This window comes from Vibrio sp. R11-SG3-ISO9, assembly GCF_059834255.1.
The window spans coordinates 1-12,404 of the sequence record NZ_JCBDGU010000050.1; the positions used below are offsets into that span (position 1 = coordinate 1).

Below are 12,404 nucleotides of genomic sequence, written 5' to 3' on the forward strand. Positions count from 1 at the left end.
TAAGTGTCCTAAAGGGTTGTTCAAGACTAGAACGTTGATAGGCAGGGTGTGTAAGCGCTGTGAGGCGTTGAGCTAACCTGTACTAATTGCCCGTGAGGCTTAACCATACAACACCCAAGGGGTTTTGATGGACTCATAGATACAAACGCTTGAATGAGTTTGAGAGAACAGAAACAGCTTTCCAGATTTTAAGAATTTGCTTGGCGACCATAGCGTTGTGGACCCACCTGATTCCATGCCGAACTCAGAAGTGAAACGCAATAGCGCCGATGGTAGTGTGGGGCTTCCCCATGTGAGAGTAGGACATCGCCAGGCTTCAAATTTATTTTCACTTTTAAAAAGTGAAGACAAATAGTTGGAACCACGTCTAAAGACGCGTTTACCACTGCGGAGTGGTAGTTCAGTTGGTTAGAATACCGGCCTGTCACGCCGGGGGTCGCGGGTTCGAGTCCCGTCCACTCCGCCACTTATTTGAAGGTTTCGAGCTTCGGTCGAATGAGTCCCGCTTGAACGCAAGCCCGGCCATTCCGCCACTTATTCAGAGTTTCAGCTCTTTAAAACTGAAAATAGGGGTGTAGCTCCAATTGGCAGAGCAGCGGATTCCAAATCCGCGTGTTGGGAGTTCGAATCTCTCCACCCCTGCCACTTTCAAGGCTCTAGTCGAAAGACTAGAGCCTTTTTACTTTTTGGTGCGAGGGTATATCGTTACTTCCAAGTGATAGAATTGCCCTTTTGCTCCGATTAAACCGCTCCCTCCCTCTAGAGATTTAAATCGGCTCTTACCATTATGAGCTGAATACCTCACCTCTATTACCTTCTTATCAACTAAGAAAGATCTCAGAGCCCAATTTCACTCGTATAAATTTGTTGTTAGATTTTGTTTTTATGATATTCAGCTATGCTCATAATCATGGGCTGACTTTATAGTAAGAGTGGTGAGAGGAGTAAGGAATGCAAATGAAATGGGGGAGTGTTTTTTTATCACTCTTACTCTGTATGCCATTACAAGCTATCCCAACTCAATGGGAAGGTGTAGATAGCCCTACACGCAATCAAACCAACTCAATAGGCTCTTACGCTAACGGGTGTTTGGATGGAGCACAAGCATTGCCTCTGGAAGGTGTGGGGTATCAGGTTATACGTCCTCAGAGAAAGCGATACTACGGCCATACAAACGCGATTAGGTTTGTAGAAGCACTTGGAAAAACCGTTAACGATAATCTTAATCAAGTACTCATGATTGGCGATATTTCACTTCCACGTGGTGGCCGCTTCTCTTCAGGACACTCAAGCCATCAAACAGGATTAGACATCGATATCTGGTTAAGACTGAATGATAACAACCTCTCACTGAATCAACTCGCGGTACCTACACCAGTCAGTGTAGTTGACTTAACTAACTACAAGTTACGCACCTCAAACTGGCAAAACAATCACTTTGAGGTACTTAGATACGCGGCAAAAGATCCTAATGTAGCCCGTATATTTGTTCATCCTGTGATAAAACAAACACTGTGCGATCAAGAATCAGCGCAAGATGATGAGCGCAATTGGCTTGGAAAGATAAGGCCTTGGTGGGGCCACCATTCTCATTTTCATGTTCGTCTACATTGCCCTCAAGACGCGACTAGCTGTGTCGAGCAAAAAGCGCCACCGAAAGGCGATGGTTGTGGTTATGAGTTAGCGAGTTGGACGCCCAAACAGATACCTGTACCTCCACCGACGAAAGTTGCTAAATCAAAACCAAAGAAAAAAAAGGTGATGCCGGAATATTGTTCAACTGTAATTGCTAATTAAACATTTCAAGCTAAATTACCAGTCTCTGAACAGGTTCAGAAACTGGAGAAATGTCACACTTTTGTCTAGAGTGAGTAAAGAGTAAATAAGAATATCGTTTGATATTTAATCTTTCACAATCCGACAAAAACAAAAACAGAGTCGAAGTGGCATAGTTGGGTCATAACAAGAATGTTTTTGGGGTGACAAATAGGACTTACACGCCGTATATAAGAATTAGAGTCTTGATACCCGTCGATATGTAATTCGAGGACAAAACCATGACAATGATTTGTGCGAAGGAGTTTTCTGAGTGGTTAAGGCATAGATTTAGCAGTGAGGTTTCTGGTGTTTCTCTAACACGAGAAGATTTGAATAGTTTAACGGGGCGACAGCGCGTAGACCCTGGATTTATTAACGATGTGCATTATGAGCTGATGCAATATGGGATGGCCTTCGTAACCGACACAAGTCGAGAGAACTTTTATCTCGTACATGTTTCTCAAGCATCCAATTGGAGAGAGCGGTTGGAGTATCAATTTGAGAAGGACATGTTCTGCAACATCTACCCGATAGAGAAATCAGGCTAAAAAAAAGGTTCAACTTAACGCTAAGTTGAACCTTTTAGTTTTAGGTGAGGCCTTGAATGATGACGAACTTCTCTAAAAGTTGATCATCGGTTTCGATGTGATTCGGGTCTGTAATGATACATTTTGTAATCGGACATACAGACTGACACGTCGGCTTTTCGTAGTGACCTTTACATTCAGTACAGAGATCAGGGTCGATCTCAAAGATCGTGTCACCCATAGTAATTGCGCCATTTGGGCACTCAGGGTCACACATATCACAGTTAATGCACTTGTCAGTTATTAGCAGAGCCATTGCTTACTTCTCAGTTTTTTAAGTACAGTTACTTACCTGATGCGTTGCGTGTGTCTTGGCCTTCGCTCAAGTTACGCATCAACAAGCCGTACTCTAAGTCTAGATCGGCTGGCACGGGAATAAATACAAAGTGACCGTTACCTTTTGCGTCTTCTACGGCTTCAGACTTACGGTTTTCCATCATCTCTAGTGTGAAAACAACGTTACCTTTCGGCGTCATCATTTCTAAGCTGTCGCCAACTAGGAACTTGTTCTTCACTTCTACTTCCGCTAGGTCGCCACGGCGTTTACCTGTGAATTCACCAACAAATTGTTGAGTGTCAGAGATAGAGTAACCGTACTCGTAGTTCTGGTACGTATCGTGGGTGTGACGACGCAGGAAGCCTTCAGTGTAGCCACGATGAGCTAGGCTCTCTAGTGTACCCATTAGGCTTTCATCAAATGGCTTGCCTGCTACAGCGTCATCGATAGCTTTACGGTAAACTTGAGCAGTACGTGCACAGTAGTAGAAAGACTTAGTACGACCTTCGATTTTCAGTGAGTGAACACCCATCTTCGTTAGACGTTCAACGTGCTGGATTGCACGAAGGTCTTTTGAGTTCATGATGTAAGTACCATGCTCATCTTCAAACGCAGCCATTTTCTCTTCTGGCTTGTGTGACTCTGAAAGTAGAACCACTTCGTCTGTTGGTTTACCTAGACCTAGTGTGTTGTCTGGACGTTCGTCTTGAACTTCAACATCCTGAATCTCAACACCTGTAGGGTTTGCTTCAACGATCTGACCGTTCTCGTCTTCTTTTGCAGCTTCTGTTTTGTATTCCCAACGACAAGCGTTAGTACAAGTACCTTGGTTAGGATCGCGCTTGTTCATGTAACCAGAAAGTAGGCAGCGACCAGAGTAGGCCATGCAAAGTGCACCGTGAACAAAGATCTCTAGTTCTGTTTCTGGGCAGTGTTCACGGATTTCTTCGATCTCTTCAAGTGATAGTTCACGAGATAGAATTACACGTTCCACGCCTTGTGTAGCCCAGAATTTTACAGTTGCCCAGTTAACAGCGTTAGCTTGAACTGAAAGGTGAATTGGCATTTCAGGGAATGCTTCACGAACCATCATAATAAGACCAGGATCAGACATGATTAGGGCATCAGGGCCCATATCTACAACTGGTTTAAGGTCGCGAATGAAAGTTTTTAGTTTAGAGTTGTGCGGCTGAATGTTACATACAACATATAACTTTTTGCCTTGAGCATGAGCTTCGTTGATACCAATTTGTAGGTTTTCGTGGTTAAACTCGTTGTTACGAACACGAAGACTGTAACGTGGCTGGCCCGCGTAAACTGCATCTGCGCCGTAGGCGAATGCGTAACGCATGTTTTTAAGGCTTCCTGCCGGTGATAATAGTTCAGGTACAAATGGTTTTTGTGTCGTCATTGCTTCTTTCTCTAATCTGATCTCAAGTCAGGTTGACATCACCAAGTGATATCAAAGGGGCGCAAATTTTACGCTAAAATGAGATCCAACACTAGTTATTTAGGGTAGAAGACAATAATAAAAGCAGGGGTATTAGGGTCTGTTGATCTTTCGAGCTGATTTTTGCAGCGCTTTGTGGGAGATTTCTACAAGGCAGAGGCTTTGATGTGTAGCTAGCCTACATGAAAAGCCGATAACGCAGTAGAGATGAACCACAAAGGCTGCCCGAAGGGTTCGGCTAGAATCGTTTTATGCTTTGTTAAGAAGTATTTACTTAGAGTGACTAGGCTACATACTCCTTGCCGCGCCTAAAACGATTCTAACTCGAACAAAACTTAACCGCGAAAGGTCAATAGACCCTATCAGGCTCTCAAGATAATTGGCCTTGAGAGCCCAGTTTGATTACGCTTCAGGGTGAGGTAGCCCACCTAGAGAATCAAATAGATTTGGTAGGAAAGCGCTGAACTCACCACACAGCAGAGAGAAGTCTGCATCGAATCGTGCAGCTTGATCTTCACGTGGAATGTCGTCGTTTTCGTCTTTAAGATCATCGCTGAACTTCAGGCGCTTGATGCTGCCGTCTTCGCCAAGAATGAATTCAATACGATCTTGCCAGTTCACAGCAAGCTTAGTGACAACTTTATTGGCTTCGATATGGTTCTTGATCTCGTCAGCTTCTAGTTCCTGTTTCTTCACACGAACGATGCCGCCATCTTCTTGGATTGATTTAAGCTCCGCTTCATCTAGCATGTTGATGCCTTGTGGAGTGTCACCTGTTTTAACCCATTCTGTTAGAGTTTCATCAATTGCGCGCTCTGGAATCGCAGGCACAACAGGTAAGCTACCCATTGTTTTACGTAGCAATGCTAATACGTCTTCGGCTTTCTTGTAGCTGCTCGCATCTACAACAATGAAGCCCTCTTTTGGCATGATCAAAGCGTAAGTGAAGTTACTGCGGCTGAAAGCACGCGGAAGAAGATCGATGATGATGTCTTCTTTGATGTTGTCTTTCTCTTTTTTCTTCACTGGTTGGCCTGATTCTACTTCAAGCGCTTCTACTTTAGCGTTCAGTGTCTCTTTGATCACTGAAGCGGGTAGCATCTTCTCTTCTTTCTTTGCACAAATCAGAATGCGGTTTTCAGAAACATGCGTCATCATGTCACCGTGCTTACCCATAGCGTGAACCCAACCAAACTTCTGTTTGTCTTGACTGCCGCAAGGTGTGAAGCGAAATTCTTCTAGCTGCTTCTCTAGCTTGTCTGCATTGAACTCAATATCACGATTGAAGCGATACACTAGGCAATTTTTAAACCACATATACTTTTTCTCATACCTTTTTAGAAGTGCTCCATCATAGGGGATTTGATCGAATTTGTCGTTAATTCGGTATCAAAACTTCTAAAGTGAAACGATTGAGACAGTTATATTAAAATTTGTTTTCAAAGGTCACAAAAGTGTCATAATTAACTCTGATAATGCAATGCGTTGATTAAATACAAAGGCTATTCAATTATGTCGAGAAGGATTCTGGTCGTTGAGGATGAAGCACCAATTCGTGAGATGTTGTGTTTTGTGCTTGAACAAAAAGGCTACCAAGCAGTAGAAGCTGAAGATTACGATACAGCGGTGAACAAGCTATGTGAACCTTTCCCAGATCTAGTATTACTAGATTGGATGCTACCAGGTGGTAGCGGTATTAATTTCATCAAGCATATGAAGCGTGAAGAGCTAACACGCAACATCCCTGTGGTAATGCTGACAGCGCGTGGTGAAGAAGAAGATAAGGTTCGTGGTTTAGAAGTGGGCGCTGATGATTACATCACCAAGCCATTCTCTCCAAAAGAACTGGTCGCTCGTCTGAAAGCAGTGATTCGTCGTGTGACACCAACAGCCCTAGAAGATGTGATTGACGTACAAGGTCTAAAACTTGACCCTGTATCTCACCGTGTTACCGCGAGCGATGGCCCTGTTGATATGGGACCAACTGAATTTAAGATGCTGCACTTCTTTATGACGCATCAAGAGCGTGTATACAGCCGTGAGCAGTTACTGAATAACGTTTGGGGTACCAACGTTTACGTAGAAGACCGTACTGTGGATGTACATATTCGTCGCCTTCGCAAAGCGCTTGAAGCGGCAGGTCACGATAAACTGATTCAAACAGTTCGCGGTGCTGGCTATCGCTTCTCTACAAAAGCTTAATATATGGCTTCGATGCCCGATTTACGGAGTCCTGAATGGTTGAAAAGTTAACCTGGAAGAAGCTAGCTTGGGAGCTGGCTTTTTTTTACGCACCTTGGTTTATAGTTGGCTGGATATTTGGCTACCTGCCTTGGTTACTGTTGGCTGCTACGGTATTGCAGCTGGCATGGCATCTTCATAACCAAATGCGTCTTTCGGCGTGGTTGTGGGATGAAAAGCGATTAACACCACCTTCAGGTTCTGGAAATTGGGAGTCTCTGTTTAACGGTATCTACCGTATGCAGCAGAGACAGCGTCGTAAGCGCAAAGAGTTAACTAATCTGATTCGCCGTTTCCGAAATGGTGCGGAATCTCTGCCGGATGCTGTTGTGGTATTTCGTAGTGAAGGCAACATCGTCTGGTGCAACAAGCTCGCCCAATACTTACTCGGCTTTCGTTGGCCGGATGATTCTGGTCAGCCGATCTCGAACCTGATTCGTACTCCTGATTTCATTAAGTATCTCAATAAACAAGATTTTTCAGAGCCGTTAGAGATGCCGTCACCACTGAATGTGGAGCGGATGCTGGAATTGCGTATCGTGCCATATACTGAAGGCGAGCATCTAATGGTAGTACGTGATGTTACTCAGCTTAAACAGCTTGAGGGTATGCGTCGTAACTTCTTTGCCAACGTTTCTCATGAATTGCGCACGCCAATGACAGTACTTCAAGGCTACCTTGAGATGACTGAAGACCCAGATATGGTTGTCGGCCCAATGTGGAGCAAAGCACATGGCGTGATGACAGAGCAGTTGAATCGCATGAATAGCCTAGTGAACCAATTGCTGACGTTATCTAAGATTGAAGCCGCGCCAATGCATGAATTAGATGAGGTGGTGAATGTCCCTGCAATGCTGGAGGTGCTTGAAAAAGAGGCCACCAGTTTGAGTGGTGATAAAGAGCATAAACTTGAGTTTGATATCGATAAGAGCTTGCGTGTTCTCGCCGATGAAGATCAGTTGCGCAGTGCTATCTCTAATCTCGTTTACAACGCAGTGAAGTACACTCCTGCTGGTGCTACGGTGAAGGTGCGTTGGTATCAAACCAGTCAAGGTGCCTGCTTGGATGTCTCTGATACGGGTGATGGTATTGAACCGCAACACCTGCACAGACTGACCGAGCGCTTCTATCGTGTCGATAAGGCTCGCTCTAGGGATACCGGTGGTAGTGGTCTCGGACTCGCTATTGTGAAACACGCACTCAGCCATCACGACTCACATCTCGAAATACAGAGTGAAGTTGGTGTTGGTAGTCGTTTCTCCTTTACGCTGCCAAGTCGTCTAACTGTTTAATGAGTCAATCGATGAGAAAATTGTCTGTCTCTAGCCTTTTAATTGCCACTCTAACCATGAGTGGCATTGTTCGTTCAGAGCAAACCACGGAATCATTGCCTGACTATGAGAAAGTACATGGCATTTCGGGGAGTTTGCTATCCGTAGGTTCGGACACCTTAGCCGGAATGACGACGCTCTGGATGGAAGAGTTTAAGACTTACTACCCAAACGTTAATGCACAGGTGCAAGCGTCTGGTTCATCAACTGCTCCGCCGGCATTGACTGAAGGTACTGCACACTTAGGCCCAATGAGCCGACCAATGCGCCTGCGTGAGATTGAAGCTTTTGAGCGAGAGCATGGCTATAAGCCGACCGCACTTAAAGTGGCTATTGATGCGATTGGTATCTTTGTTCATAGAGATAACCCTATTGAAGGGCTGAACTTTCGCCAGATTGACGGGATCTTTTCTCAAACGCTACGCTGTGGCGCCAATCAATCCTACGAAACCTGGAACGACCTAGGTATTACCCAAGCTTGGGCCAAGCACCCATTCCAGTTGTTTGGACGAAACTCGGTCTCAGGTACTTATGGTTACTTTAAGATGAATGCGCTATGTGGCGGTGATTTTAAAAACCGTGTTAATGAGCAGCCGGGTTCTGCATCTGTGGTGCAGTCGGTCTCATCATCAATCAGTGGAATCGGCTATTCAGGTATAGGCTATCGAGTGGCTGGGGTTAAATTGATCCCAGTGGCAACGCAAGGTGATGATTATGTTGATGCCACGCGTGAAAACATCATCAATGGCGATTACCCATTGTCTCGATTCCTCTATGTGTACGTCAATAAACACCCAGAAAAGCCTTTATCACCAGTTGAGCAAGAGTTCTTAACTTTCGTCTTCTCTAAGCAAGGGCAGGAGTTGGTTGAAAAGGATGGCTATGTTGCGATTCCAAGAGAATTTGCCCAACAAGAGCTAGCTAAAGTTGGGCTGTAATCGCGCTATTTTATGAAGGCTTGGCTGCGGTATTATCATCGACGCTATTTATCATCGAAACTATCGTTGTCGAAGCCATTGTTATTGAAGTCTAGCTGCCAATCGGCTTGCTCCCATAGCTCTTGCTCTTGCGCTAAATCCGCCGCGAGGAGCTTATTTTCAGTTAGCCATTCAGGGTTGTCACAGCTAAGTTTCCAGTGATCTTTATCTACAAGATCAATCTTTATATCTAACAGCGGTGCATCATTCCGCTGCCCATTCAATAAGATAGCTAGCCTTAAAATTCGTATTAAACCTATGACCTGTTTCTTTTTGAACAGGTTGAACTCGGGCATCTCTTGGAGCTTTAAAGACTTACGTTGGAAGCGCGCCAAAGTAGCCATTACGGACTGCTGCTCACTGTTGAAGCCTGGCATATTGGTATGCTTTAAGATGTAGGCTGAATGGCGGTGAAACCCTTGAAAGCTGATGCTTAGGCCAACTTCATGGAGTAGGGCACTCCAGCTTAGTAGATCAAACAGCTGGCTCTTTTTCTTGATGCCGAGTGAGTCTTGCAGTTGATGGATGAACTCTAACGCCTGTCCCTTAACCCGTGCTGCATGTTCTAAGTCAACCTGATGCTTGAGCGCTAAGTTTTCTGTGGTACGCATCCGAATATCAGAGCGTTGAAAGCGCTCTTCCATTTCGTACAGCAGCCCCTCTCGGAGGGCTCCGTCTGAAAAGTGCATTTCCTTGATCGATAGAGCTTTGAAGACCCCTGTTAGAATTGCGACGCCCGCTGCGAACACAGGTTGTCGTTCAACGGTTAAACCTTTGATATCGATATCTTCAATCGTTTTAAGCTCGCACAGAGTTTCGATGAGGTGCTCTAATCTTTTCTCGGTGATGATTGAATCTTCATAGCCTAGACCGATTAAGACTTCTTTGATGGCTTTGATCGTGCCAGAAGAACCTAGAGCGGCTTCCCAACCTTGCTTCTTGTATTGTCCCGCTAGCGATTCGAGACGCTGTTGCGCAGCAATGATGGCTTTGGCAAAGTTTTTTGAGGAGAGTTTGTTGTTGGCGAAATAGCGATGAGTAAAGCTCACACAGCCCATTTGCTTACTGTTGACGAGCCTGGCTTCAAAGCCTTCACCAATGATCAGCTCGGTACTGCCACCGCCAATATCAACCACCAGTTTAGAGTTAGACTCAGGTTGGGTGTGCGCGACACCAAGATAAATGAGACGAGCTTCTTCTTGGCCAGGGATCACTTCAATTGGAAAAGGAAGGATCTCTCTCGCTCTCTGAATAAAGATATGAGCATTGTTTGCTTGTCGAAGGGTGTGAGTCGCGGCAATACGAACGTTATCTAACTCAAAACCTTGTAAGCGCTCTGCAAACATCGCTAAGCATTCAAGACCTCGCTCCATAGCACTGTTGCTAAGGTTGGACTGACTGTCTAGGCCTGAACCTAAGCGCACGCGCTGTTTATGGCGGCTCACAAGTTGCAGTTCTTGGCCAATGACCTTAGCAACCACCATGTGGAAACTGTTGGAACCTAAGTCTATGGCGGCGACATTTCGGATTGGCACAGATGCCGCCTCTAGTGAGATGGCATCTAGGGAAGTATTTGGTTCTTGTTTAGAGGAAGCATCGTTAGTTTTGCTCATCGTCTGGCTTTGTTTCCCTGGCTTTTCTGGTGTGCTTTTCGACCTGCTTTAGGTAATCGTAGATGGCGACCTGTGAGCGAACTTTTTTACGGTTACCGCGTGGAACGTAGCTGTTGCTCATTTCTTTATCAATCCACCTTGCTTTAACTGTATCGGTAAAATGGATATTTACAATATCAATAATACGCTGTTTCAAACGTTCATCACGGATTGGCGCAGCGACTTCGATACGGTGATCGATATTTCGAGTCATCCAGTCAGCAGAAGAGATGTAAACCAGAGGATCGCCATCATTGTGAGTGATAATGACGCGAGGGTGCTCAAGGAAGCGATCAATAATGCTAATGATTTCAATATTCTCACTAATGCCTTCGACCCCAGGTACTAAAGAGCACATACCGCGAATGATCATGCGGATTTTCACCCCAGCACTGCTCGCACCATAGAGTTTATTGATCAGACCTTTATCTACGAGGTTGTTCACTTTTAGGGTGATCTGCGCTTTCTTGCCTTCTTTGGCATTTGCAATTTCACCATCGATCAATCGGTAGAGCTTTTTACGAGAATTTCGCGGAGAAACAATTAAGTGGTCGAAGCGTACAGGTCTGTATGGGTTTTCGATGTAACCAAAAACGTTTCGCACCTCGTTGGCCAAGTCTTGGTCGGCTGTGAGTAATGAGAAGTCTGTATAGATGCGCGCATTTTTTTCATGGAAGTTGCCGGTACCGATATGTGCGTAGCGAGTGATTTTTTCCCCCTCGCGACGGCTAATCAATATTAGCTTTGAGTGTATCTTCAAACCGGGAGCGCCAAAGATAACGTGCACGCCTGCTTCTGTGAGTACTTTCGCCCACTCAATGTTGGCTTCTTCATCGAATCGAGCTTGCAACTCAACCACTACCGTAACGCTTTTCCCATTGTGTACCGCATCAATGATCGAGTTTAATAACTTCGAATTCTTGGCTACTCGATAGACGTTTATCTTAATGCTGATCACTTTAGGATCGAACGACGCTTGGCGAACTAACTCAGTGATATGATCAAAGGTGTGGTAAGGGTAATAGAGCAGGATATCTTTCTCTTTGATCGCATTAAAGGTGTTGTGGTGGTGATCGAAGTCGGCGCACTTCATTGGCGGCAGAGGCTTATTCTCTAAATACTCTCGCCCCATATTTGGAAAGGCAATAAAGTCCTTGAAGTTATGATAGCGCCCACCCGGAATTAAGCTGTCATAGTTGGACATCCCAAGCTTTTCACACAAGAAGCTGAGCATGTTCTCTGGCATTGTGTGTTCGTAAACGAATCTTACAGGCATTGCACTCAATCTTTGCGCAACCCCTTCAGACATCTGTTCTAGCAAGCTATGTTCGACCTCAAAACTTAGGTCATATTCAGCGTCACGGGTCATTTTCATGGCGTAACAATTAAGGCTATCGTATTCAAAGAATCCTTTGAAAAGGTCGTCAATACAGTAGCGAATAATGTTGTCGAGCAGAATGATGGTCTTACGGCGCTTGCCTTTTGGCTCTGGCACTTTGACGAAACGTGGAAGGTGATCGGTCGGTATTTCGATCAGGGCATAACTCGATTGCTGATCTTTTTCTAACTCAACGGTGAGGTATGCATATTCATCTTTCAGAAACTGTAATACGTCGATCTCATCGGTCATCAGTAGCGGAGTAATGTGAGGGAGTATCTCTTTACGAAAGTACTTTCGGATCCACTTTATCTGAGATTCGTTGAGTTGTGTTTCATTGACGAGAAAGATGCGCCGTCTTGCCATCTCTAAAATCAATTCATTGTAGAGTTCATCAAACCTTTGATTGAGTTTTAGTGCTTTGGTTTGCATTTTAGCCAAGAGGTGCTTTGAATTATCATTAATACCGCGTTCTTGGTTAATCAAGATTCGACGTTTGACATCAGCGAAGCGAACTTTGTAAAACTCATCTAAATTGTTGGAAAAAATACCCAAAAATCGGACGCGCTCTATCAAAGGAACATGTTTGTCTGCGGACTCTTGCAATACCCTCTCATTAAAAGAGAGCCAGCTAAGTTCTTTTTCTATGTAGAGTTTTTCTGCATTCATTAAGACTCTCCTCGATTGACTGAC

The 12,404-nt window shown here is 44.8% G+C and carries 10 protein-coding genes, 2 tRNA genes and 2 rRNA genes; 9 read left to right on the forward strand and 5 right to left on the reverse strand.

Annotation, left to right across the window (positions count from 1 at the left end; translation table 11 throughout):
• The 6 genes from AC6R05_RS18090 to AC6R05_RS18115 form a co-directional block, all read left to right on the forward strand.
• Positions 1-107 (forward strand): 23S ribosomal RNA (locus AC6R05_RS18090); the annotation flags it as partial.
• Between the two features lie 92 nt (positions 108-199).
• Positions 200-315, forward strand: a 5S ribosomal RNA gene (gene rrf, locus AC6R05_RS18095).
• 74 nt (positions 316-389) lie between these two features.
• A tRNA-Asp gene (locus AC6R05_RS18100) sits at positions 390-466 on the forward strand.
• Between the two features lie 102 nt (positions 467-568).
• A tRNA-Trp gene (locus AC6R05_RS18105) sits at positions 569-645 on the forward strand.
• 312 nt (positions 646-957) lie between these two features.
• A complete protein-coding gene (mepA, locus tag AC6R05_RS18110; protein WP_500648304.1) occupies positions 958-1,797 on the forward strand; it encodes a penicillin-insensitive murein endopeptidase in 840 nt (279 codons plus the stop codon).
• Between the two features lie 260 nt (positions 1,798-2,057).
• Positions 2,058-2,366, forward strand: coding sequence for a hypothetical protein (locus AC6R05_RS18115; RefSeq protein ID WP_500648222.1), 309 nt, complete (start codon positions 2,058-2,060; stop codon positions 2,364-2,366).
• 40 nt (positions 2,367-2,406) lie between these two features.
• Here the strand turns inward: AC6R05_RS18115 and AC6R05_RS18120 are convergent, their stop codons facing one another.
• The 3 genes from AC6R05_RS18120 to rdgC form a co-directional block, all read right to left on the reverse strand.
• Positions 2,407-2,661, reverse strand: coding sequence for a YfhL family 4Fe-4S dicluster ferredoxin (locus tag AC6R05_RS18120; RefSeq protein WP_032551266.1), 255 nt, complete (start codon positions 2,659-2,661; stop codon positions 2,407-2,409).
• Between the two features lie 28 nt (positions 2,662-2,689).
• Positions 2,690-4,093 (reverse strand): prephenate-dependent tRNA uridine(34) hydroxylase TrhP, encoded by a 1,404-nt coding sequence (gene trhP, locus AC6R05_RS18125; protein WP_032551267.1) that lies wholly within the window; start codon positions 4,091-4,093, stop codon positions 2,690-2,692.
• 441 nt (positions 4,094-4,534) lie between these two features.
• Positions 4,535-5,449 (reverse strand): recombination-associated protein RdgC, encoded by a 915-nt coding sequence (gene rdgC, locus AC6R05_RS18130; RefSeq protein WP_500648223.1) that lies wholly within the window; start codon positions 5,447-5,449, stop codon positions 4,535-4,537.
• Between the two features lie 195 nt (positions 5,450-5,644).
• On the opposite strand from rdgC, the gene phoB reads away from it, so the two are divergent.
• From phoB to AC6R05_RS18145, 3 genes are read left to right on the forward strand one after another with little or no spacing between them, the layout of a single operon-like run.
• Positions 5,645-6,334: a phosphate regulon transcriptional regulator PhoB gene (gene phoB / locus AC6R05_RS18135; RefSeq protein WP_032551271.1), complete on the forward strand. Its 690-nt coding sequence runs from the start codon at positions 5,645-5,647 to the stop codon at positions 6,332-6,334.
• Between the two features lie 35 nt (positions 6,335-6,369).
• The gene (gene phoR / locus AC6R05_RS18140; protein ID WP_032551272.1) at positions 6,370-7,665 is read left to right on the forward strand and encodes a phosphate regulon sensor histidine kinase PhoR; all 1,296 of its coding nucleotides are present in this window, start codon (positions 6,370-6,372) and stop codon (positions 7,663-7,665) included.
• Between the two features lie 11 nt (positions 7,666-7,676).
• Positions 7,677-8,642, forward strand: a complete 966-nt coding sequence (locus AC6R05_RS18145) for a PstS family phosphate ABC transporter substrate-binding protein (protein ID WP_373417810.1) — start codon at positions 7,677-7,679, stop codon at positions 8,640-8,642.
• A gap of 44 nt (positions 8,643-8,686) precedes the next feature.
• Here the strand turns inward: AC6R05_RS18145 and AC6R05_RS18150 are convergent, their stop codons facing one another.
• On the reverse strand, positions 8,687-10,165 hold the full coding sequence (locus AC6R05_RS18150; RefSeq protein ID WP_500648305.1) for a Ppx/GppA phosphatase family protein: 1,479 nt from the start codon (positions 10,163-10,165) through the stop codon (positions 8,687-8,689).
• A gap of 115 nt (positions 10,166-10,280) precedes the next feature.
• Positions 10,281-12,380 (reverse strand): polyphosphate kinase 1, encoded by a 2,100-nt coding sequence (gene ppk1 / locus AC6R05_RS18155; protein ID WP_285465444.1) that lies wholly within the window; start codon positions 12,378-12,380, stop codon positions 10,281-10,283.
• Between the last annotated feature and the right edge of the window lie 24 nt (positions 12,381-12,404).